This is a genomic window from Sutcliffiella sp. NPDC057660 (assembly GCF_042800035.1).
Classification (GTDB): Bacteria; Bacillota; Bacilli; order Bacillales; family Bacillaceae_I; genus Sutcliffiella_A.
The window spans coordinates 1-23,730 of record NZ_JBHVHV010000030.1 but is presented as its reverse complement, the minus strand read 5'-3'; the positions used below and the strand labels follow the sequence as shown (position 1 = coordinate 23,730).

Below are 23,730 nucleotides of genomic sequence, written 5' to 3'. Positions count from 1 at the left end.
CCCAGAGGGGATAACATGGAGGAGCCGTATGCGATGACCCGCACGTACGGATCTGTGAGAGGCGCATGAATAAATTCATGCGCCTACTCTATTTTTGTTATATGGAAACAACTCAAGCATCACTTGATATACATAGGTGAAGGAAAAACTTACAATAAAACTATCAAAAAAAAGAGGTGATGGAAGTGTTCAATATGAAGAAAATCGGGGTACAGATTGCAAATTGGAGAAAAGCAAAAAAGCTGACACAAATGAACTTGGCAGATCAGCTTGGTGTCAGTTACCAGGCAGTGAGCAACTGGGAACGTGGGGAAACGATGCCGGATATTGCAAAGTTACCGGAACTCGCGAATATTCTTGAGGTAAGTATTGATGAACTGCTTAATAATGAAAAAGGAAGTACTCTGATCAACCAGATTATCGAAGGGGGTCAGACAGAATACGTAGTTTCCGTTGAAGAGTTTTCCAATGTTGCGCCGCTGCTGGATTCAGAAAAGGCAGATGAAGTATTCAAAGGATTAACAGAGGATCTCACTATGCATGACATTTCTGCATTTGCTCCATACATAAGCCAGGAAGTGCTTGATGTGTGTGCCATGAAAGAGTTTGAAAAAGGAGGGATTCAAGCGTTAGTGGGTATCGCGCCTTTTGTAAGCCAGGAAATCATCGATGAATGCGCAGAGAGGTCCTTAAATGAATTTGGAATCAAATCCTTGGCTCCCATCGCTCCATTTATCAGCCAGGACAAGCTGGCAAGTTGCGCTGAGAAGGAATTTGAAATACAAGGAATAAAGCAATTAAGTGCTATTGCCCCATTCCTAAAGAAAGATTTTATCTCCTCATTAGCCAAACGAAGCTTTGATATGGATGGAATCAAGTCGATTGTCCCTATATGCCCATTTATCGATCAGAAAGTGCTAAACGAAATTGCGATGAAAGCAGTTTCCAAAAAAGGGTTAAAGGAAATCCTGCCGGTTGTGCCGTTTATCAATCAGGATTTGATAAATGGTTATGTAAAAGAGCGTGTTGGAATATAGTAGAGTTATTCAAAAACCATTCTGTTTCCCGTTCGGTTTTGAGTTGCTTTTTAAAAATATTAGAAGAAATGACAGTCTTATGGACATCATTATTAGAATAAAAACTCGCCCTAGTAATTGGCGAGTTTTTTAGGTATATATTTAAATAAACCTCACTCACAGATGATCGGGTCGTCTTAATCTTTTAAATTTAATGTCTAATCCTTTATCAATGAAGCAGCAAGAGAAAAATAAGCGGAGATTTTCCGGTTAAATACAGAACGTAGCTTGTTTCGGGGAAGATAAGGGAAGTTTCTCCGCTTATGCACAGCAAAATCACCCCTTTTCGAATTTTTCGAGTCAATAGGCGGAATTTCTCCGGCTATTTCAGCCTTATATAATAGTAATTTCTAATTAAACGGAATTTCTCCGTCTATTTATCACCTCTAGCGCTTAACCTGTTCTCCCAAGCGATAAGTGCGAACCGTCTTGATCTTAGATGAAGGAATCAGCAGCAAAGATCAATAAAATTGTTACTTAATATAGAAGGATTTTCCAGGATTTTGTCGAAATTTAAGTAAAAATAGAAACTGATATAAGGTGGAGATCCATATAAACATTGCAATGGTAGACGTAAAAGTGAAAATGAACGACCTACAATTAAATGAACGTGAAACAAAAATTCTAGAAGTGCTGCTGCTGAACATGTGTGCACAGACGAACGCTCAAGTTACAAAAGGTGGAATGGCATTGAATCCGTTAAGAAAAACGGAGGAAAGCAATATTTTTCACCAACAATTGGCTTGGCAACAGTCAATCACTTCTGAGCAGTATGAACAGATGAAAGAGGGGCTTAGCCGCCGCATTACAAATGCCATAAAAATGTGCGAACTGCCTGAAGTTGAAATAGACTATAAAGAGAATGCTTATTTAAATATTTAATTATATCAGCCTTAAGTAATTGGTCATGAATATATAAGGGGAAGGCGGATCAGAGCATGGAAAATGCACTCAAAAAAGCACACAGCTTCAGCAGCAGGCATAGAAAAGAATTGGAATCGGATAAGGTATGCGGATGCTTTTATTGCCTGAAGATCTTCAGCCCAAAAGAAATAGAAGAGTGGTGTGATACTGAGGATACCGCGCTTTGTCCTTACTGTGGGATAGATTCAGTCATAGGGGGAAATTCGGGATATCCCATTACAGAAGAATTTCTAAAGGAAATGCATCATTATTGGTTTTAATCAATTGATTTGGGGGAGTTAGAATGTTTTCGTTCAAAGTAGATAAAGAGATATCCATCGAATTGCTCCAGCTTCATCACAAAGAAGAGTTATTTACCTTGATTGATGCCAATCGTGAACATCTCAGGAAGTGGCTCCTTTGGGTGGATAAGCGTCAATCACCAGTAGATCTTGAACCGGTCATTCCGATCTGGCTGCAAAACTATGCAGATAACAATGGATTTGATGCAGGTATCAGGTTTAACGGAAAGCTTGTGGGGATGATCGGTCTGCATTATATTGACTGGAAGAACAAGTCTACCAGTATCGGATATTTTCTGTCCGAAGATGCCCAAGGTCATGGTATCATCACAAAATCCATAACAGCTATTCTGGAGTACCTTTTTACAAACTTAAAGCTTCATAGGGTGGAAATCCAATGTGCAGTAAATAACCATAAGAGCATAGCGGTTCCGGAAAGATTGGGGTTTGTAAAAGAGGGCATAAAAAGGGATGGGCAGCTGTTGTATGATAGATATGAGGATTTGGTGACTTATAGTCTGTTGGCGGATGAATGGAAAGGGCTATGAGCTTCCAAGGACTCTTCATTTAGAACATGAAAAAGTTTGTGATATAATTTACTAAAAAGTCACACATAATAAAAGGAGTCAAAGTGCTACCAACACTTTGACTCCTGACAGAACAATTCCGCAGTGGCTAAGCTTCTGTGGCGAACGAAATGATCCACCCGGTCTGCACTTGCCAGCGTTAGACGGGTGGATTATTTTTTCTGATTCCATTTGATCAGGATTACTACAAAGCTCAATAATTCCAGAATGAACATTCCAGACGTTAGAAAGATTTGCAGTTCGTTCATGCGGCGTCACCCCCATTCTCCACAGGGATTTAGCCGCTCCACCCGTATTAATCTGTCCTCCCTAGTATACCCAGATAACTGTTGTAAGAACGTCTGTTCATCTATTTTTTCTATTTATATAAATACCCCAAAAACTCCGGCAGCCTTGCACGCCAAGCGGCTTCATTATGGACTGCATCCTCTATTACATCAAAGCGGACATACTCGACCTTTTCCTTCAATAGCTCATATACAGCCTGGCTGGATTCAATGTAGATTTGGTGATTGATGAACGAGGTATCCTCTTTCGTACCTATATCCATATAGAATCGCTCAAGCCCGGACAAGTCACTTTCTTTTATGTATGCTTCGATATCGGCCTGATTGATCCAGTATGCGGACGATAGCGATCCGATCTTTTTATAGATGTGCGGATACTTGCAGCCTGCATAGGTGGAAATCAATCCGCCCATGGAGCTTCCTGCCATTGCTGTGTCATCCGGGTTGGTTCGGTATTTTTCATCAATCCTTGGCTTCAGTTCATGGGTGATATATTCAATGTATTCTTTTCCTTTTCCACCAGTAAGGTTTTCATCATTGAAAAGTCTCATGCCAAGCTCTTCATTTTTCCAAGGCGCATATTCGTTGAAACGTTCATAACCCTCGTGGTTGCAGTCGATACCGACTACAATTATTTCCAAATCGCTCTCTTCTAGATAATCCTTCAATCCCCAGCTCACACCAAAGCTTGCTTCTTCATCAAGAAACAAATTCTGACCATCATGCATATATAAAACTGGATAACGTTTTTCGGAAGCGTGATAGTTTTTCGGTAACAGGACACTGACCCTTCTTTCGGACTGGAAAGGAGTGATGGTAACGGTGAAATATTCAAGCATGTTGATAGACTCCTTTTGAACTCTATTTTCATCTATTATATATAATTATTAGAATTGTGTAAGCACTTTAATGATAAAATGAAAATACTTGAGAATAGAACGGAGCTGAGGGCATGAGAATCGGTTTGATCAGACATTTTAAGGTGACGCGTGGCTACCCGAATACTCGAGTTTCTTCTGAAGAACTCTTGAAGTGGATGGAGGAGTATGACGCTTCGGAAGTGGAAGAAAGTGAAATAGACTTAAAGAATATAGATTGGAAGAGATGTTTTTCCAGCGATATGCCTAGAGCGGCGACAACAGCGAAAAAAGCATTCGGTGGAGACATCACCTATCTTAAGGAGCTAAGGGAGATTAACCTTGTTCCAATATTTCCGCCTAATAGGAGACTTCCATTGAAATTACATTTACTATCCATTCGAATGGCTTGGCTGTTCAATCACAAGTCTCAGCCTGTAAGTAAGTTGGATTTGCAAAAACAGCTTAGCGGAACTTTGGATGACATCCTTTCAGGCAACGAGGACACACTGATCGTCAGTCATGGCGGCGTGATGATGTTTTTGCGCAAAGAATTGATGCGAAGAGGATTTAGGGGACCGGAATTCAAAATTGCAAACAATGGTCAGTTGTATGTGTTCGAAAAGAGAGGGAGATGAAAAAAGGCGTACACACCTATACGCCTTCCTGCTTCACTAGGGTTTACTCTTCCTTAGAACCGTGATGAATCCATCCAAAATATCATGACTGACGATAAAGCCTTTGCGCTTATAGAAATCCAGCGCATTTTCGTTACCGTTGGAGACAAAGATGAAATAATCTTTCACTTCCTCAAATTGATTCAGCCAATCCATGGACATATGGAAAAGCTTCGATCCTATTCCATATTGACGATATTCTTCCTTAATATAAAACTGTGATAAACAGCCTACAAGATCACCGCTGACAGAGGAAAGGTCAAAGAAAGTGGCAAATTCGTTGGAATAGGCTTCTTTCGGCGAGACATTGGAATATACATAACCTACTATTCTATCTCCATCCTTCACAATAACGGTGTAATTGTGAATTGCTTTTTCAAGTGAAGGGACCAGTCTCGTTTCAAAGTTCATGCCGTCAAACAATTCCGGCGTTATCGTGGCTTTCGATTTTTGGAAACCCATAAGTTCATTGCATATATCCCGACAAACCGCAATATCATTGTCTGATACAATTTCATATGTAAGATTCATTTTTTTTGCTCCCTTTCAAAAAATCTACTTTCGATTTATTCTATTACAAAATAGGATTTTAACAAGTAAGCAGTTTTTTACTAACTCAGTAAAAACTGTGAAAAGGTCCATACAAAGTTGGATCATTGCAGCAAAATTAGACAGAGGTGATCATATGAAGTTTTTGAATTTTGGTTCACTGAATATTGATAAGGTGTATACCGTACCTCATTTTGTCACGGCAGGGGAAACACTTTCTTCTGTTAATTATGCCGAGTATGCAGGAGGGAAGGGACTGAACCAATCAATTGCCTTGGCTAAGTCAGGTGCAAGTGTATATCATGCTGGAAAAATAGGCAAGGATGGACTTTTTCTAAAAAAAGAGTTGGACCAGGCAGGTGTCAAGGTTGATGGAATATTGGAAGACGGCTTTGTAACAGGGCACGCCATCATACAAGTGAATGAGTCAGGCGAAAATTGCATTCTACTATTTGGTGGTGCCAACAGGGAAATCGAGATGGAACAGGTAGACCGTGTGCTAGCAGACTTTCAAGTAGGAGATTTTCTGGTATTACAAAATGAAATAAATTGCGGCGAGTATATCATTGATGCAGCTCATGAAAAAGGGATAACCATCGCCTTAAACCCTTCACCAATGAATGCTTCGATCAGAAAGCTTGATCTGACCAAAATAGATTATCTCATTCTCAATGAACTCGAAGGAAGGGAGATTACGGGAAGGAGTGAGCCGGGGGAAATACTTGATCACCTACTCACCACCTATAATAACTTAAAGGTGGTGCTTACTCTCGGTACAAAAGGCTCTATCTATCGGGATGCGGTACAAGAATTCAAACAAAGGATATTTGAAGCTGACGTGGTGGACACTACTGCAGCCGGCGATACATTCATGGGTTATTTTCTATGTACGGTTGCCAAGAACGGCAATATTGTAGAAGCACTTGAGGTAGCCTCGAAAGCCGCCTCCGTTACCGTTTCCAGATCTGGAGCAGCTAAATCCATCCCTTTTTTGGATGAAGTGTCATGATGAACGAATTTCAATATGCTCTTCCTAAAAATTCCGCAAATTCTTCATTACAAATCCAGTTTTAATTGGTAGAATATTCTTGCACTTGAATAATGTATAGGAGCTGAAAATGATGCGTCCACAGTTGTTCACAGATCCACCTAAATTGGAGAATGAAAGAATAAAATTAGTACCCATGGAAATCGATCATGCGGGACCACTTTATAGTATTAATCATTCAGAAACGTGGGCTTTTATGTTACTAGAAGTGAATACGAAGCAGGATATGGATGAGTGGGTAGCAAATGCTGTAAACCTTCGTGAACAGAAGTTTGCATTGCCGTTTGTGGTTATTTTGAAAGAAACCAATCAAGTTGTCGGCACCACCAGACTGTATGAATTCAATGAAACACATCTGTCATGTGAGATAGGTTCGACCTGGTATGGAGTGGATTACCGCAGGACGTTTGTAAATTCGGATTGTAAATATTTATTGTTGAAATACTGTTTTGAAACGCTGGGAATGATACGTGTTCAGTTAAAGACGGATGAAAGAAATGAAAGGTCGCAAAAAGCGATTGAGCGCCTAGGAGCAACAAAGGAAGGGATATTAAGAAAAGAGAGAATCTTAGCGAATGGCTATGTCCGAAATGCGGTGCTGTATTCCATTACGGATGCTGACTGGAGTTCGGTGAAGCAGGGATTTATGGAAAGGAATGCAGCTTACTTTTTACAAGGTAAAGGGGATTCTGGCTTCTGATTGAGAACTAAAGTTGAATTACGGTGACAGAGACATGAACAAAAAAGGGGAATCAGCATGGAAATAAGAAAACTACAATCATCGGATGCAGAAAAGTATTTCGATTTAAGACTGGAAGCACTGCAGACCAATCCGGAGGCTTTTGCATCGAGTTACGAAGAAGAGAGTAAAAATACTCCAGAAATCTATCAGAACAGGCTGGAGGGGGACTTCTCCTACACTTTTGGCGCGTTTGAACAGGAAGAACTGATTGGAGTTGCCAGTTTGGTCCTGGAGCAGAAAAACAAAATAAAGCACAGGGCGAATATCTATGGGGTGTACGTGACACCTGAGAAACGCGGTTTGGGTGTTGCCAGGAAGATAATGGAGGCGAGCATAAAGAAGGCTAGACAATTGGAGGGAGTGGAACAGATTCATCTTACAGTGACAGCGAGCAATGAGCCTGCGAAAAAACTGTATCAGTCTCTAGGATTTAAGACTTACGGGATAGAAAAGAAGGCTTTAAAATTGGAACATACATATTTTGATGAGGAACTGATGGTTCTATTTATATAACTATTCTATAAAATAGTATCGTAATAAGAAGTTGACCATTAATTAAGGGGTTCCGTTTTGGAAGAGAAAAAAGCATAAAGCAATAAAAACAGCAGGCTAATTCCAGCAAGGAATTAGCCTGCTGTTTTTATTGTTGATTAATCTTTTTGTTATTCAGCAAAAAGGGCAGATTGTTGAAGAACTTCTATCATAGAAAGCCTTTTTTTACAGTGCAGTTTATTTATTTAATTTGGGAATAGTAATTGTTAAATAAAGTAGGATTTTTTCATTTTATACAGAGTATATAAATGATTTAAAAATGAAGAAAGGGTGTCATTATTGAAAACACTAATAGTCATAACAATTGTACTATCGAGTCTATATTTTGAGAGTGGTTTCATTTATGCGAATAATGACCATAGTGAATGCCAAAAGAAAATAGTTGAAGTCTACAATAAGTATTATAAGAAGATCAAAAAGGATTTATTGAATAGTTACAATTTAAACTTATCTCTATACGATGAATATACTGTTCGTGAAGTTGATAAATTAGGAAGAGATATAAAGAACAAGAAAAGTCTATCTTCTTTAATGGCATTATTTGATGGTGAATTTTATGGACAAAAATATTTACTTATTAAGAAGAACCAATTACAAGGATACGTATTGTACAAGAACAACGAAGGGAACAATATACTTCAGACAATTAAAAGCGAGAACAATAAATGGGTAATAGTTTCCACAAAATCAAAGAATGCTCAAAAAATCATCCTAAAAAAAGAGGAAGTACGATGTAATTAGGATTAAACTTATATAAAGTTTGTGGTAGAATACAAACGTTTTAATACGTAGGGAGATCTTGGGTTACCTTTTCATTTGATACCTCGACATATGTTCCCTTACATCATTCTATAATCGCGCGCAGAACGAAAGAGTGGGAGCTGTCGTAAAGGTAGCTCCTTTGACTTATAACGCTAAAAAGGCAATTAGTGTAGGTTACATAAAACTAACATCCGAGGAAAAGATAACCTTGGAGGTGCTAAAGATGAAAAGAAATATGATTATATTAATTACTTTAGGCATTCTATTTTTATCAACACAAACAGTAATGGCCACACCACCTTTTAAAGAGGGTAATGTAGTTAGTAACTTTATACATACGTTAGTTAGAAACGGTGAAAAAGAAGCAAGGTCATTTACAGTTCCTGATGTTAAAATACCTGAAATTCGAGAAAAAACACCAATCACCGGGTTTTCTGGATTAAATTCCCCTAATGAAAATGTAAGAGTAATAATTGGCTACTTTGAAAGTGGAGAGAATGAACCAGAAAGAATTGCGTTTATATGGGAAGTAACATCTAATAAAGAAAAAGTTACGGATATAAGAGTTGTGTTCGATGGTTCTAATCCATTTATAGATGAAGCAAAAGCAATTCAAGAGTATCAAGATAAAATGAATACTCCTATACTTGCAGCCTCCGAGTTTCCTTTTGACATTACCCATATTGACGCAGATTTTAATAAAGATACACTAATGTTGAGGTATAGGAATGCTGATTTAAAAGGATTAGTTCAGGTGAAAATAGTACCAAGTGATACTGATTTAAAGAAGTTAAAAGGTGAAAATGATGAATATTATACATTGAAGAGCGGTACGAAAGCACTGTATCAGAATGTTCCTTCTGCCCATCAACTTATCTTTCAACATAAGAATTCAAGGTATTCAATTTGTATAAGTAAAACAACGAAAAAAGAGATTACAGTGGAGGATTTACTTAAAATTGCTAATTCAATGTTCTAAAACTAAGGGTTGCTACGGGCGACCCTTTTTTCTTCAAACTTTTGGATCTTCCACAACGGGCGCGATCTTGTAATAGGGATTTGTGCTTTTTTATTTCACCGGGGCGAAAAATAACATATTGTAGGAATTTTCATATTATGAAATAATTGGTATTAAGCAATAGGACAGGGTTGTATAGGGGGAGGGATTATGAATAGGTTAGTGGGAGTCTTTTTATTTACTTTATTTAGTTATTTACTATGGTTGTATGTCGCTTCTAATCACTCTACTCCTGAGGATTGGTGGACTGTAAAACATATAAGGAAAACCCATACAGAAAACAACGATATTAAAATGATTCCACATCATTTTTCGACCTCGCCAATAAAGGTATTAATCGGTTCAGGGTTTTTTATATTGTTAGGAATTTTGCTTTCAATTTTTGTTAGAAAAGAAACAAAATAATTAGCTTTAAAAATTGAGAGTAGTACTTTACTCATGAATATTCTATACCACCGCACATCAACAATCCGTTACGTTACTAGAGTAGGGAACAGTGTTTTCTTGGTATTCTGCTTTGCACAAACATAATAGTAGGTTGCAACTTTGTAAAGTCTGAAATTTCAAATGTCAATGATGAATTGAATCAAGAACAGGAGAACAATATTGATTTAGTGAAAACAAAGGTTAATTTTGAGGAGAACACTATTAATGTGGAAGAAAATACAAGTGCAGGTTATAGAAAATTAAAGGTTGTAGAGGATTCAGCTGAATTGAGGCAAATAGAAGATATCCTTAGTAGTGTAGAATGGGAAAGAGCAGAAGTAGAAATGAGTGTACCTCCGCACATTCGTTTCATAACAGATGCTGGATTTTTTTCTATTTGGGTAACACCTAATAAGAACAGAATTGAAATAAAGTAGAAGGAGAAAGTATGTACAAAAAATTGAAAGAGGAGGAGTCCACCTTATTATTTAAGTTGGTTACTGATAAAGAGTTGAGACAGTAAGAGAGTAGGTACTGAAAATAAAAATCATACAAAAAAGATCCTCCATTATCGGGCGCAATCCTGTAACAAGGATCAGCTATCTTTTTTGGGGAGTAGGATGAACTATTGTAGGAATTTAAATATTATGAAATAATTGGTATTTAAAAAATGATTTTAAAATAGAAGTGAGAGTAAAGGAGGTAGTCTTCTGCCACGATCATTTTATAATTTAGTTATTAGTATGTCTTCCAGCAGGTTAAGCTTTGCGTTCTTCACCATGACGTTCATTACAATACTATATAGTGAAACAGGCTCAGCAACACTCGCTTCCACTGTTACTTTAACTACAACTGTTGCACAGATTGTATGTGGGATTTTCTTACCTGGGTTAACTAAGCTTTATTCATCAAAAGCGATCTTATATTTCAGTCAAATATCCCAGTTAATCATCTTTATATTATTGGTTATTTTCTTTAACCTAGATTTGTCAAATTTCACAATTGTATTGTTGTTTGTTCTCAATTTCTTTTTAGGATTATTCTATGCAGCAACGAATCCTATTAAAAATGCAATTGTCCCAAGAATAATAGAGAATAACGTTCTAGTACGTGCTAATACATTCTTAGCTACCTCTGACCAAACTTTGCTATTAATTGGGTGGACACTTGGGGGAGTATTAATTGCCAAATTAGGTGATACCATTTTATTAATGATTTCATTTGTCCTTTTAACCATTTCTCTAATTTCTCTGAAATTAACAAATATACCCTCCGATACGAGATCATTAAAAAAATCCAAGAGATATGCTGTGTTTTATAAGACTTGGACTGTTTTGTTCACCCATCCCAAATTAAGAACCATAACTTTGATGGATATAACTCATGGTTTTGGAGGTACTGTTTGGATAGGTGCAGTCACTCTTGCTTTTGTTACAGAAGTCTATAATCTGGGAGAGTCATGGTGGGGGTATATTAACGCCGCATACTTTACAGGAACTATTCTTGGTGGGCTATTCATATGGAAAGTAGCAAACCGAATACAGAATAATTATATTAAAGCTATATTGATTAGTTCATTTAGTTTAGCTATTCTTACAATCTCTTACGGTATCATTCCTATTTCGTTTATAGGGTTGGTATTAGTAGTAATAATGGGGCCATTTTTCCAACTAATGAGCATCTCTACTAGAAGCTATATTCAACAGGAAATAGAAAAAGAAGAATTAGCATCTGTTTTTGCCTCACGTGCGACATTAAACCAAATAATCTTTTCTATTTCTATTTTTCTTATAGGTTTAATCGTTGACTTGTTTGGAGCACAGTTTGCCTATATGTTTTCAGGAGCTTTATTATTCATTTCAACTATCATTGGTACATGGAGTTTTAAGAGCGCGAGGATAGATAGTGGTAAAAATATGCAGAAGGAAGTAAATACATAAAAGCCAAAAACGTAGGTTGAATGTTCAACAATCGGGCGCGATCCTGGAACAAGGATCAGCGCTCATTTTTCATTTTAGGGGCAGATTCTGGAACAATTACACTTGGAACGAATATGACACTACAAAAGGTAATGCATGAAAAGCTTACATTTGAAAAAGCAACCATAATTTTTTTGGTTGCTTCAGCTTGTAGACAAAGTCTAGTTACTAGGCAGGCCTACAGGCTTTTTTTGTCGCATAAGTAAGGTAAGTCTGTTTGAGGGGTGTTTAAGATGTTATCGAAACAATCGATGGAAGGGCGCTATCAAGTTTCTATAATAGCTCTAGATCAAATTGTTCCTAAAGAAAGATCATCTTGTTCGTAAGATTGAAAAAGCTATGGACTTTACCTTTATTTATGATTTAGTGGAAGATAAATATTCTACAGACAATGGACGTCCTAGTATTGATTCAGTTGTACTTATTAAAATGGTATTTATTCAGTACTTATGTTGCATTCGCTCTATGCGACAAACCATTCGGGAAATAGAAACCAATGTGGCGTATCGTTGGTTTTTAGGTTTTGACTTCGACCAGCCGATTCCTCATTTCTCTAAGTGTGGTAAGAACTATACCCGCAGATTCAAAAATACAGAAATCTTTGAAAATATCTTCTGCCATTTTTGTCAAGTGAATCATAAAATGAATCAACATCCTTAAAATCCATTGTCGAATTATCGTGGTACTTACTCCAAGGCTCTTCATCAGTTTTAGACTCTGCAAAAACAAATTGAGCGTTTTAAGTGAATAATACTACTAATAGAAAAGCATAAGCAGTTTTGTTCTTCATTTGAAGCACCTCCTTTTTCACTATTATTTCCTATATTTAACTATGTATTTAAGATAATATTCTATCTTATAAAACTAACGTTTTTAATAAGAACGATAAAAAGCCATAAATTATTACCTTGATATATTTGAATAAAGATAATGTTAAGGATCCATACCGTTTTGTTTTAGATGTTTTTTAATCTTACTACCGTTTATCAGGAGTAACATTATTATGTGTAAATTCTAGACTACTAGTTTCTTCAACATTTCCTGATATTCTCCCCAACAGGAACAAGATGATTATTTTACATTTCAAAAGGACAAAATAGTAAAAAAAGTAGATTTTCAAGAATTTTGTATACAATTTAGGAAAAATCTGATATTTTTGGTATGTACTAGCACTTTGAAATATTATGAGTTGGAAGGTGTTACTACAATGTTATTGGTATCAGGTGTAATAATATTATTTGGATCAGCGCAATCCACATCAGCTAATGAACATCTTGTACAAGCCAGTATAACTAAACAAAATCCTATTTATGGAAAAACAGCAACTGCAAACTGGACAGGTTCATGGGGTGGCGGTAATAATACATTCTATAATATAAGGTTTAATTATGGTGATGGAAATTATGCTTCTCAAAACAACGCAACTTATAAATCTCGTACTTTTTCGCGCACATTTGACTTAGGTTCTGCGACTTATCAGAGATGGAACCAATCTCTAGTTGTACACTCCGGCTTATCAAGCTATGAAGCTACTACGTTCACTCAGCATTATCTTAGTAAATAAATTACTTATAGAAAGGAGGGGATACCCTCCTTTCTTCCATACATACCTATCTAAGGAGTTTAACTAAATGATACATCTCAATCATATTTCAAAAACATTTAATGTTGGGAATGAAATTATACATGCTTTACATAATCTAACTCTTACTGTGGAAAAGGGAGAGTGGCTAAGTATTTTAGGACCATCTGGTTCAGGTAAATCCACTTTATTGAATTGCATGGGTGGTTTGGATATTCCAGAATCAGGGGAAGTTATGATTGACCAAGTGTCTACCTCGACTATGACTACCTCGCAACTCCAAAGTCTTCGTAGAAATAAAATTGGATTTATCTTTCAAGATTTTAAACTACTCCCTCAATATAATGTCTTGGATAATGTATGTTTACCGAGATTGCCTTATGAAAGTAAGAAAAGGGTAAAGACTCGTGCGTTAAATCTAATAGAGGAGGTTGGATTAAGCCACCGATTGAGTCATTTACCTAGTGAATTATCGGGTGGAGAGAAACAGAGAGTAGCCATCGCAAGAGCACTGATTAATAATCCGGATATAATTATTTGCGATGAACCAACAGGAAATTTAGACATACAGAATAGAAATCGCATTCTTGAACTATTAAAAATACTCCATCAACAAAAATATACTATCATTATAGCAACCCATGACACCGAAGTAGCAGATAAAGGAGAAAGGTCTATTTTTATAAGAGATGGAAGTGTAGAAGATGGGGTGCTCAAATGATTAAGCTCGTCTTTCGATCCATGGTTAATCAAAAGTTGCCATTTTTTCTATTTATATTAGGGCTTGTTTTAATATTTTCAACTTTTCCAGTTGTTATCGTTTCTTTAAAAGATGCCATGGTCCAAATTGAGGATGATATCACTAAGCATGCAAGAGGTAGTTATGACATCTTAGTAAGGCCAAGTGGTTCGAGATCTGTTTTGGAGAAAGAGTTAGGCATTGTTGAAGAAAATTATCTTTCCGCTGGAAACGGGGGAATATCGATAAATGAGTGGAAACAGATACAACAAATCAGTGATATAGAAGTGGCTGCACCGGTAGCATCTTTAGGGTATTTTACAGGTGAATCTCGCACATTTAGCACGTGGATGCCCAATCAATCGGTTAGAGTACGGTCAGAATTATTTACAAGTGATGGAATCCATACTTATCCCATTGATCCTGAATTAGATTCAGTAGGAATTATGTTAGAACAAGATTCTGAACCTAATATTATACCAGAGTTCGATTTTTTATCTAAAAATAATGCAGAATTTATGCAATGGGGTCCACCCGCATTTTGGCTTCCACTTACCTTTCATATTATGACGGGTATTGATCCTGATGAAGAAGAAAAACTAACGGGTATAGCTTTTGATAAAATAAAAGACAATCAAAATTATGATAAGTCAACTTTTGCATTTGCCAAAGGTGCACCAGTGATCCCTGTTATGAAATTAAGTGATCCAAAAGTTCCTATTGAGACAGTTATCACTTGGGAAGAGATAAATATAGAAAAAGAACAAACAGCTGCATGGAAAAAAGAATTAGGCGTCGACAAAGATGGCCTTTTAATTTTCGGTGACAGAAAAAAATATGATGACTTATTTGAACAACTTCTTCAGTATCCTACACAAAATAAAGATAAATACAAAATAGATTTTAAAGAAGTACTAAAACCATTTGAATATCACTCATTTATGGTAGAAAAGGATCTTTCAATAAAGGAAAACCAAAATATGTATATGGGGCATTTAGGTTCAACTTCAAAGTTTTATAGTGCCCAACCTATCAATTATATTATAGATAAAAAGAATTCCATATTATCTGTAAAACAAATAGGAAATTTTCATGGTGTACCTACCTATAGAAGTATAGAAGAAAAAGGCGGAACCTTTAATGAATTAAATCAATTACCTTTTGTATTAAATCCTAATGGTGAGTATACAGTTAAGGAGACTGAAAAAACATTATCAGCTAGTCCTTTAGGCATTTATCAATTAGCTCCCATTATTTTGATAAGGGATGAAAATGGAACTGACTTGAATAAGCCAATAGAATTATATTCCACTATTTTCCCTGGTAGCTTTGTTCCATCTCCTGCTCACGGTGTAATAAATATTACAGACTCAGAAATTATTAAAGGAAATAAACCGATAGATGCCATTAGAATACGAGTGGCAGGAATTTCCGAATATAACAACGAGACACAAGAAAAGATTGAATATATCGCAAAACAACTCCTCGAAATGGGATATGTAGTGGATATTGTAGCAGGGGCATCCTATCAAAATACGGAAGTACTCGTTGAAGGTCTTGGAACAGTAATACAGCCTTGGACAACTTTAGGAGCCGCCGCTACGATTGTAAATGGCTGGAGTGGGACTACAATTCTTTTAAGCTTCTTTTTTGTCCTAACTGCCATTATTTATATATGGAATCGTCTTTATTTTTATCGTCAAAGAAAGACGGATGAAATTAAATTATTATTGAATTTTGGTTGGGAAGTTAGGAAGGTAAAAAAAATACTCCGAATAGAATTAGTATTAATAGTGGTATTTTCATGGGGATTATCATTATTAAGTCTCTTTTTCTTGCATATGTATTCAAGCAATTCTAATTTAGGCTCACTCATACTTTGGAATACACTATTTGCAAGTATTTTTCTAATTTTTATGATTGGAACAACTGAATCGAGCTGGAAAAAATTATTGACTACTAGGCAGTTTCTAAACACAAAAGCCAAAAAGGTAAAACAAACAATAAATCCTTCCTCTAGTTTGTTTCTTGCAATAAGGAGTATTAAGTTTTATAAGAAATTTATATTTTCGACCTTTATCCAAGTTATTACAGTTTCGGCTTTAACCGTTTTCGTTTTCCTTGCATTACAGTCAACTGTTGAGTTGACTAATACTACCATGTTGGGTGAATATGTAAACTTCCAAGTTAATTCATTTCATTTATTTATTTTAGGAAGTGCCTGTGTGATCGGTATTATTACGTTAATTGAAGCCCTATCATCTCTCTTTATCTTGAGAAAAAATGAGATAAGTATTTTCCGGTCTATTGGTTGGCAACGTAGACAAATTTTCAAATATTGGTTTAGAGAAATAGCACTATGGACTAGTGTAACAGTTATAATTGGCCACATAATAGGATTTTTAGTTTACTTAAACTACTACTCTTTTGTCATGCAGTCATTCCAAACCGTATTTGCTTCGTTGGTAATTATCTTTTTAGTTATTCTCATGATCAGTTCATTGATATTGCAATTATTTTTAAACCAAAACCAAAGTCAAACATTAATAAAACTAAGAAGTAACCGAAGGAATAAAGTTAACCATCATAATTCTGCATAATTTGACACTTACGGAACTCCATATTTATTTCGTGTTGCATTTTTCGAAAGATAAAAAATGCAACATCTCTAAGCCTAATCCCCCGGTAAAATAGGAGGGGTAGGCTTTTAATTCAATATCTCTAAGTTTTTTTATTGGTAAGTGCTTTGACAGAGATTGGTAATATCCGTGGCAACTGCTGGTACAAAACATAGCAGAGGTGGTACATTCCTGTGGCTGTAACCACAGAGGGGATTTTAACGTCAGAGCGCTAAAAATAACTCCAAGAGAATCGAGAAATTGAAACTGTAGCTTAAGGGGGTAACGCTTCCCTAGTGAACCTGCTTCAATTTCATTGATCTTCCACAATAAGGTGCTATCGCATTTAGGAAGTAACTAAAGGCTAATTTCTTAGTGTTGTAAACGAGAAATATATGGAAATCTAGCGATTGAGTTGAGCTCCTTGTCTTCCACAAAACGGGCGCAATCCTGGAGCAAGGATCATCGCTCATTTTAATTTTGGCCAGGATGAAGAATATCATACTGTAGGAATTTATAGATTATGAAATAATTGGTATTAAATAATCGGGGAGGATTATTGAATAAGAGATTACTTAAAAGACAGAAAAAATGATAAAAGGGAGTGAATTGAGTTGACAGCAAAACTTAGTGTTAAAGAAAGCCCAAAAGTAAATAATAAAGCAATTTTAACGTTAGTGTTGGGGATGTTTTCTATTTTTATTTCAATCATAATGGCTTTAGGTTTCATACCAGGGATTATTGGAATTACAGTTGGATTTCTAGGATTGCGAGAAATGAAGATGTCTAATCAAAATGGAAAGTCACTTGCAACTATTGGGATTTTGATCTGTGTAATTGGAACTTTTTTACCTGTTTTGTTTATGATTTAAATCTTAAATTACAATTTTAAGAAAGCGGAGATGAATTAAGTTATTCAACAATCTGGGAGCTTTAATGGGGCAAGCATTAATAAAAAAGATCGGGCAGAAGCATCATTAGCTACTGTAAGGAAGTAAACCCGTTAAGGTATTCTAGCAGGTTTATAAATTCGGATAATATATCACAAGGAAAGTGAAAATAGTGAAAATTATTAAAATTATTACAATATTTTACGTATTATTTTCTGTAACAGCTTGTACACAGGAGCTAAACTCTGAGCAAATGATTGCTAATAACGAAATTAAGAAAGATCCAGATGTAGATTTATTTCTACTAAATTACTCTGTTTATAAAAAAGTAACTTATTTAAATGAGGATGATGTAGAGTTAAACAATTTTTCAAGTATAGGAGAAATTAAAGATATCTACTCAGGTGAGGGATATCTAAAAGAGAATATGTCGACCAAGTTACCGGTAAAAACAGAAATTTTCAGATCGGATGATGAATCTGGAGTAATCATAGCAAAAACCATAGAGGGATATATTCTATATGAATCTATACCTGAAGGATAAAAAGGTATATATGAGCAATCAAAAGCAACGATAAAATAACTTTAATTCAAGATTTTCTAAAATATGCAACAAACGGGAGCTTTAATGGGGTAAGCATTATTAAAAAAGATCAGCCAGAAGCATCATCAGCTACTGTAAGGAAGTAAACCCGTTAAGGTATTCTAGCAGGTTTATTAATTCGGATAATACAGTAGTAATCTTATCTAAAGGAGGATGTTTATGGCTCAAATATCAATTCAGGAATTAACCATGAAAAATATGTATAAATGCCTAAAACTAAAGTTAGCGGAGGATCAAGTTGATCGAATTGCACCTAATGTTTATTCCATTGCAGAGTCTAAGGTAAATCCCAATTTTACACCTTACGCAATACATTTGGATGAGGAAGTAATAGGTTTTGTGATGACGGAATATGATCCAAACGAGATTGAAGAGAGGAAGTATTGGATTCCTAGGTTTATGATTGATGTCTCTTATCAAAGTAGGGGACACGGGAAAGAGGCGATGCAACAAGTCGTAGATATGCTCAAAAAGAATAATGACTGTCATTATATTGGCCTCTCAACAGAGCCAGATAATTATTTGGCACTTCGATTCTATGAGTCACTTGGATTCGTAAACACTGGCGAGTTGTTAGAGGAAAGTGAAGTTATTTTACTATTAAAGGTATAGACCGTAAATTCACTGATGCCCTATTAGGAAAAAATGAGTTATTTATCTGGGATGATGTAGCCAATATCCCTCTTCAACAAACTAGGAGCGATTGCTGCATAGTAGATTGCTCACAGGTTTATAATTTGAAGAATAATGAAAGTGTAGGTAATTAAAATTTAGGGGAAAGATGAATAAAATAATTAAAAGTGACTCTTACATCTCTGAGTCACTTTTAAGACACTTATTGTGGTGGAATTCCAAAAGGGAATAACACTGGTGCTACGTAGAAGATCCCAATCAATATAATGAGCATAAATGATATTACCAAGGAAAAGCCGCTCCGTATAATCATAATTTTTTCATTTTTCTTATCAAAGGGCATACCAATTACAGATAAGAAAAATGAAACTAATAATAATGGCACTAGATAATATACCCAATTGTTATCTCTATAGTTTGTTACCAGGGACAACCATAGAATAAATATTACCAGTAATATTAGTGTTAATCCGAACGAGATACCATTGGCTACTCTTTTCACATTGCCGTTATTTACCATACATACCCTCCTCACGTATAGTTGTTATAATAATAACAAACTGTTTAGAAAAATGTAAATATTAAACAGGGGCAAAGTTGGTCGCTCCTCACTTGAAAATTGGGCAGCATTCCTGTCCATACATTTAATAAAACTTATAAATTTTATCTGAGGAATGAATTAATGATAACGGTCCTTATAAGGCCAAAAAATTGAATGAAAAACATAATGCTCTATTCCTGTCTATATGGTTGAAATAGGTTTATTTGATCAAATCAAATTACCTCTTATACCCGAGTTAATTATTCTGCAATCGGGAGCTATTGCTGAATGGCAGTCGCCCAAATAGGAGGAGTATTATGCAAGAAAAAATTAACCGTTGGTCATTTATCTTTTCAATTATTTGTTTAGTATTGTTTCTAACTTTTATATTTTCAGGTTGGTTTACGAATTCCATATTGGGCATACATCCTTTAACCATAATTTTATTTGTTTCGTTATTTACATTTCTATTTGGTGTGTATGGTTTTTCAGGTGTTAGGGACGGGAAAGGTATGGCGAGAAGTATATCCACAGTTGTTATAGCACTTGGTTTATCGGCCTTTCTGGGTTTTGTATTAATGTTTGGGAGCTTACTTAACTAACGGGAGCGTGAGCTGAAGTTTATCATTCTTTAGCTTTTTTCTTATTCAAGAGTTGAACAGTTTAATTCAATAAAAAAATGGAAGAATAACAATAGCTAATAATGGAGGTGTATTCCATGCGTAAGTTTTTGTTATTTTCAGTATTTGTAATTATACTGTCATTTCATTCGCTAAATCACGATGTTTCTGCTAACTCACAATCATTTGATTATTGTATGGAAAGGCTAAACAAAGAAATTCAAAAAGATATTGAATCAAGTTTTCCTTTCTTAAAAGAGTTAAAGGAAAAAGACTATACCATGAGTTATCATTACGATGATTTAATAAAAATGAAGGCTCCTATAGGAAAGGTAGATACCCACCTAAATTCACTTATATCGTTATTCCATGGGACTTCAATTGGAGATAGACAGTTAATAATAACAAGTGATAAATACAGTCAAAAATGGGGTGATGCTTTCACTGGTTATATATTTTATAAAAAAATCGATGGAACTAATGTACTCCTGAAAATAAAAAAGGGAGAAAAAGCTTGGATAGTAGTTAAACAAAATAAGGTTCGTGGAAAATTAGTAACTCTCGAACAAATTGATAAAAAATGTGTTGATTAGATGCTTATTCAAAATAAGAATATAGTGAATTAGGTTTGAGACCATTTTTAATTATTCCATTAAAGGGCGCGACCTGGAGCAACGCAGGTAGAAAATGATCAAACTTTTTTATAAAAACAAACCTTAAATTTGCTGGATAAGAACCCATTTTGATCAATCTTTTTTCAAAATGGATTTTTTTTATCGTAAAGTGCTGGTTTGTGAGATATTTTTTTACCAAACTTTATTTCAAAGCAACACAAACGAAAGAAAATCCGAAACCCAATAACATTCAAGGGTTTTCGGATTTTCATTTTTATGGTCAACCCTGAACAGGGATGGTCTTCATTTCATAGATTTTTTGGAGAGTACGGACATGCATTTTCTTTTCACTATCATCTTCAGTGTGGAGGTACCACTCGACTAGTTTATACCCAAACATCAGAAGGATCAGTTCGTAGATGCAATGATTGGCAATAGGGGATACATCCGCATATTCTGAAAAGCCTTTGTAATACGCAGGAACGCATCGCTGGTAGTATTCGACCATGTGATCGATATCCGCTTCATCTGCAATCAGGCTTGCGATATCTTCTCCCAGATATCCCCATCCACTGGTATCCCAGTCAATGAGCACAATTTTCCCATCGGTATAGATTAGGTTGGTTACCCAGAAGTCCCGGTGGCAAAGCACGAGAGGTAATTTTTCAATTCGGTCGAGTAACTCTTCTGAGTGTTCATCGATGTCGATGAGCATTTGCCGCAGGTGCAGCGGGAAATCGCAATCGTCCGAGCGTATATAATCATAGACGACCGGCCATGAGCGGTAATGCAGATACGTATTCTTCATAAGATCCGCATGGCTCAAGTTAGTCAGGCTTTGAAGAACGGCGGGTTGCTCAGCATACAGCTTGCCTTGATAGCGTCCTAACTCAAGCGCTGCCAGCTCATACATGTCACCTGACAAGTCTATGCCGGTTACGCCATCGATATATTCCAGCCATAGCTGGAATTCATCTTCTTTGTCATTGATCTCAGCGTGATAACATGTCGGCCAGCGGAAAGCATCCGAGAACGTCGTTTTCAGGTCAGACGAATAGAGATCGTATTCCCGACGCCATGAGCCTGGGTCGCCGTAACGTTCCCACTTCTTCTGGTTTTTTAGCACGATACGGTACGGTGATTTTTCGCCATCTACGGTTTCTGCAATCCCTGTTATCAGGTACACATTTCCCACAGTTCCGCCCTGTAACGGCTTGCTTTGGCAGGTCGCGGAGATGACATCCTTCTTGAATTGTTGGCTTAAAGCATGGATTAGTGTATCAAGTTTAATATTCAGTTTTTCCATCCTCCTTTTTTCTTCGTTTGCTTGCTCCAAATGGCACTCGTTTTGTTTCGAGCCCTCTTGTCGATAAGGTAGCCCGTTTTATCATGGACATACTTTTTCTCATGCTGCTGGGCAAGATAATGCTCCCACCGTTCACGCAGCAACGAACCGTCGGTAAGCGCGGTGAGAACGGCACAACCCGGCTCGGTTTGATGGCGGCAATCCGTAAATCGGCATTGTGCAAATAAATTCTCCACATCGGCAAAGCCTGCGCGGATACCCTCTTCCGCATCAAAAAGCCCGAGTTCACGCATACCAGGTGTATCAATGACCATAGCACCGGAGGGGAGCATGAACAGCTGACGGTGCGTTGTCGTATGCCGCCCCCGGCTGTCGACCTCACGGATCGATTGAGCCTTCATTACGTCCTTTTCCATCAAAGCATTGAGCAGAGATGATTTACCGACGCCGGACATGCCGAGAAAGACTACTGTTTTACCAGGCATTAAGTAGGTTCCGAGTTCGTTCAGCCCTTGACCTGTATGACTGCAGATTGCGTGAACCGGCACATCAGGGATGCTTTGTGTGACTTCTGTGAGTGGGAGATTATAATCTTCAACGAGATCTGCCTTGGTTAGAATGACGACCGGTTGGCCGCCACTTTGCCTAGCTTGTGTTAGGTACCGCATGATGCGGGAAACGTTAAAATCCAAATTCAGAGAAGAAAGGATAAATACATATTGAAAGTTGGTTGCGACGACCTGTTCCAGCACGGTTTTAGCATAGCCTACCGCATGCCCCGAGTAATCAGCGCGTGAGAACTTGGAGCGTCGGGGAAGTACTTTAACGATGAGAGAATTCCCGCTCTCGTTGAACTGCAGCAAAACAAAATCACCGACACATGGAAAGTCCTCACGCGCTTCCACACTGTGATAAAACACGCCTTTGAGTACTGCTGAAACTTCGCCGCGCTCGGTCATGACCGTGAAGCGCTCTCGCCTATGATCAGTTACTCTACCGGGCAATAAACCCTCGGGAATTTTCTCTATTGCTGTATAACCATAAGTTTTTAAATCCATCATGTTTTTTGTTAGCTCCTTTTAATGTTGTTTTTGGACGCAAAAATGCCACGGACAAGCAGCCTCTATAGAAGCTGCTGTCGCATGGCATTAGGACGTAAAAAAAGATACGACCTTTTTCGTATCCTGCAAACGGCAATATTCACGAAAGGTTACTTCTGATGGCATACCAAATAAAATGGGCGTTTCCCCATTCGTTAAAGTATGCCTGCTATTCAGTTTTAAGACAAAATCACCATATAAATAGCTACCATTAAAACACATCTCCCTTCGTGTCGGAACTTGCTTATCGCTAAGCTGTCTATAGAATACCTTATCTTGGAAACAAGAGTCAATACCTGAAAGTTTGGAAAATTCTATCTCGAGGTGTTGTTGATGCAACAAGGGCAGTAAAACTGAATATAAAAGGTTAAAAAAGTTAGAAAATAGACTGTTTTTGTATCTTTACTAAAGTTATATACGTTCAAAAACCATACAGTATATAAGGGAGCGCTAGTTGAAAAAGCATTAAGTTGACGATTGAGGCAAAATATTAGTTATTCCATTAAAGGCGCAATTCTGTAATAAGGTACCGCCTCGTTTTTATTTACACCGGATGAAGATTAACATATTGTAGGAACTTTTAAATTATGAAATAATTGGAATTAAGCAAAACGGGCAGGATAGTGGTGCGAGGCGTTTCTAACTCAAATTGAGAATGGCATACATTACTCAGATAAACGTTAGACAATTCCTTCTGGAATTGAAGGATTATATTGAA

The 23,730-nt window shown here is 36.6% G+C and carries 25 protein-coding genes and 1 pseudogene; 22 read left to right on the top strand and 4 right to left on the bottom strand.

Annotation, left to right across the window (positions count from 1 at the left end):
• The first annotated feature begins 194 nt into the window (after nt 1-194).
• The 4 genes from ACFVAD_RS23685 to ACFVAD_RS23670 all read left to right on the top strand — a co-directional run bounded on the left by ACFVAD_RS23685 (nt 195) and on the right by ACFVAD_RS23670 (nt 2,829).
• Nucleotides 195-1,037: a helix-turn-helix domain-containing protein gene (locus tag ACFVAD_RS23685; protein ID WP_386646200.1), complete on the top strand. Its 843-nt coding sequence runs from the start codon at nt 195-197 to the stop codon at nt 1,035-1,037.
• 579 nt (nt 1,038-1,616) lie between these two features.
• Complete coding sequence (locus ACFVAD_RS23680; RefSeq protein WP_386646197.1) at nt 1,617-1,958, top strand: hypothetical protein; 342 nt, start codon at nt 1,617-1,619, stop codon at nt 1,956-1,958.
• A 56-nt stretch (nt 1,959-2,014) separates the two neighbouring features.
• The gene (locus ACFVAD_RS23675; RefSeq protein WP_386646194.1) at nt 2,015-2,260 is read left to right on the top strand and encodes a cytoplasmic protein; all 246 of its coding nucleotides are present in this window, start codon (nt 2,015-2,017) and stop codon (nt 2,258-2,260) included.
• Between the two features lie 23 nt (nt 2,261-2,283).
• Complete coding sequence (locus ACFVAD_RS23670) at nt 2,284-2,829, top strand: GNAT family N-acetyltransferase (protein WP_386646191.1); 546 nt, start codon at nt 2,284-2,286, stop codon at nt 2,827-2,829.
• A gap of 397 nt (nt 2,830-3,226) precedes the next feature.
• Here the strand turns inward: ACFVAD_RS23670 and ACFVAD_RS23665 are convergent, their stop codons facing one another.
• Nucleotides 3,227-3,994 carry an alpha/beta hydrolase gene (locus ACFVAD_RS23665; RefSeq protein ID WP_386646188.1) on the bottom strand — a complete coding sequence of 256 codons (768 nt, stop codon included), beginning with the start codon at nt 3,992-3,994 and terminating at the stop codon, nt 3,227-3,229.
• A 113-nt stretch (nt 3,995-4,107) separates the two neighbouring features.
• Between ACFVAD_RS23665 and ACFVAD_RS23660 the strand changes: the two genes are divergently transcribed.
• Nucleotides 4,108-4,650, top strand: a complete 543-nt coding sequence (locus tag ACFVAD_RS23660; RefSeq protein WP_386646185.1) for a histidine phosphatase family protein — start codon at nt 4,108-4,110, stop codon at nt 4,648-4,650.
• Between the two features lie 36 nt (nt 4,651-4,686).
• On the opposite strand, the gene ACFVAD_RS23655 is transcribed toward ACFVAD_RS23660, so the two are convergent.
• Nucleotides 4,687-5,220, bottom strand: a complete 534-nt coding sequence (locus tag ACFVAD_RS23655; RefSeq protein WP_386646182.1) for a GNAT family N-acetyltransferase — start codon at nt 5,218-5,220, stop codon at nt 4,687-4,689.
• Between the two features lie 154 nt (nt 5,221-5,374).
• Here ACFVAD_RS23655 and ACFVAD_RS23650 point away from each other — a divergent pair, with 154 nt between their 5' ends.
• From ACFVAD_RS23650 to ACFVAD_RS23570, 17 genes and pseudogenes are all read left to right on the top strand, one after another.
• Entirely contained in the window at nt 5,375-6,247 is an 873-nt protein-coding gene (locus tag ACFVAD_RS23650; RefSeq protein ID WP_386646179.1) for a ribokinase, read from the top strand.
• A 109-nt stretch (nt 6,248-6,356) separates the two neighbouring features.
• Nucleotides 6,357-6,986 (top strand): GNAT family N-acetyltransferase, encoded by a 630-nt coding sequence (locus ACFVAD_RS23645; protein WP_386646176.1) that lies wholly within the window; start codon nt 6,357-6,359, stop codon nt 6,984-6,986.
• Between the two features lie 57 nt (nt 6,987-7,043).
• Complete coding sequence (locus ACFVAD_RS23640) at nt 7,044-7,541, top strand: GNAT family N-acetyltransferase (protein WP_386646174.1); 498 nt, start codon at nt 7,044-7,046, stop codon at nt 7,539-7,541.
• A 318-nt stretch (nt 7,542-7,859) separates the two neighbouring features.
• Nucleotides 7,860-8,321: a hypothetical protein gene (locus ACFVAD_RS23635; RefSeq protein WP_386646171.1), complete on the top strand. Its 462-nt coding sequence runs from the start codon at nt 7,860-7,862 to the stop codon at nt 8,319-8,321.
• Between the two features lie 244 nt (nt 8,322-8,565).
• Complete coding sequence (locus ACFVAD_RS23630; RefSeq protein WP_386646170.1) at nt 8,566-9,321, top strand: hypothetical protein; 756 nt, start codon at nt 8,566-8,568, stop codon at nt 9,319-9,321.
• A 189-nt stretch (nt 9,322-9,510) separates the two neighbouring features.
• Nucleotides 9,511-9,765, top strand: a complete 255-nt coding sequence (locus ACFVAD_RS23625) for a hypothetical protein (RefSeq protein ID WP_223490596.1) — start codon at nt 9,511-9,513, stop codon at nt 9,763-9,765.
• Between the two features lie 248 nt (nt 9,766-10,013).
• Nucleotides 10,014-10,223 carry a hypothetical protein gene (locus tag ACFVAD_RS23620; RefSeq protein ID WP_386646167.1) on the top strand — a complete coding sequence of 70 codons (210 nt, stop codon included), beginning with the start codon at nt 10,014-10,016 and terminating at the stop codon, nt 10,221-10,223.
• A gap of 306 nt (nt 10,224-10,529) precedes the next feature.
• Entirely contained in the window at nt 10,530-11,726 is a 1,197-nt protein-coding gene (locus ACFVAD_RS23615) for an MFS transporter (RefSeq protein WP_081728169.1), read from the top strand.
• Nucleotides 11,727-11,998: 272 nt separating this feature from the next.
• Nucleotides 11,999-12,380 (top strand): annotated as a pseudogene (locus tag ACFVAD_RS23610) (transposase); the annotation flags it as partial.
• A 592-nt stretch (nt 12,381-12,972) separates the two neighbouring features.
• Nucleotides 12,973-13,329, top strand: a complete 357-nt coding sequence (locus tag ACFVAD_RS23605) for a hypothetical protein (protein WP_386646163.1) — start codon at nt 12,973-12,975, stop codon at nt 13,327-13,329.
• A 67-nt stretch (nt 13,330-13,396) separates the two neighbouring features.
• Nucleotides 13,397-14,068, top strand: a complete 672-nt coding sequence (locus ACFVAD_RS23600) for an ABC transporter ATP-binding protein (RefSeq protein WP_386646160.1) — start codon at nt 13,397-13,399, stop codon at nt 14,066-14,068.
• The gene (locus ACFVAD_RS23595) at nt 14,065-16,686 is read left to right on the top strand and encodes an ABC transporter permease family protein (RefSeq protein ID WP_386646157.1); all 2,622 of its coding nucleotides are present in this window, start codon (nt 14,065-14,067) and stop codon (nt 16,684-16,686) included. The genes ACFVAD_RS23600 and ACFVAD_RS23595 overlap by 4 nt, the downstream gene beginning before the upstream one ends.
• Nucleotides 16,687-17,318: 632 nt before the next feature.
• Nucleotides 17,319-17,576: a DUF4190 domain-containing protein gene (locus tag ACFVAD_RS23590; RefSeq protein ID WP_386646154.1), complete on the top strand. Its 258-nt coding sequence runs from the start codon at nt 17,319-17,321 to the stop codon at nt 17,574-17,576.
• A gap of 190 nt (nt 17,577-17,766) precedes the next feature.
• Nucleotides 17,767-18,138, top strand: a complete 372-nt coding sequence (locus ACFVAD_RS23585; protein WP_386646151.1) for a hypothetical protein — start codon at nt 17,767-17,769, stop codon at nt 18,136-18,138.
• A 219-nt stretch (nt 18,139-18,357) separates the two neighbouring features.
• Nucleotides 18,358-18,810, top strand: a complete 453-nt coding sequence (locus tag ACFVAD_RS23580; RefSeq protein ID WP_386646149.1) for a GNAT family N-acetyltransferase — start codon at nt 18,358-18,360, stop codon at nt 18,808-18,810.
• Nucleotides 18,811-19,689: 879 nt separating this feature from the next.
• Nucleotides 19,690-19,974 (top strand): hypothetical protein, encoded by a 285-nt coding sequence (locus tag ACFVAD_RS23575; RefSeq protein WP_386646146.1) that lies wholly within the window; start codon nt 19,690-19,692, stop codon nt 19,972-19,974.
• Nucleotides 19,975-20,090: 116 nt separating this feature from the next.
• Nucleotides 20,091-20,585, top strand: a complete 495-nt coding sequence (locus ACFVAD_RS23570) for a hypothetical protein (RefSeq protein ID WP_386646143.1) — start codon at nt 20,091-20,093, stop codon at nt 20,583-20,585.
• Nucleotides 20,586-20,886: 301 nt separating this feature from the next.
• On the opposite strand, the gene ACFVAD_RS23565 is transcribed toward ACFVAD_RS23570, so the two are convergent.
• Both ACFVAD_RS23565 and rsgA read right to left on the bottom strand, forming a co-directional pair.
• Nucleotides 20,887-21,903: a phosphotransferase gene (locus ACFVAD_RS23565; protein WP_386646203.1), complete on the bottom strand. Its 1,017-nt coding sequence runs from the start codon at nt 21,901-21,903 to the stop codon at nt 20,887-20,889.
• The gene (gene rsgA, locus ACFVAD_RS23560) at nt 21,900-22,973 is read right to left on the bottom strand and encodes a ribosome small subunit-dependent GTPase A (protein ID WP_386646140.1); all 1,074 of its coding nucleotides are present in this window, start codon (nt 22,971-22,973) and stop codon (nt 21,900-21,902) included. The genes ACFVAD_RS23565 and rsgA overlap by 4 nt, the downstream gene beginning before the upstream one ends.
• Nucleotides 22,974-23,730: the final 757 nt, after the last annotated feature.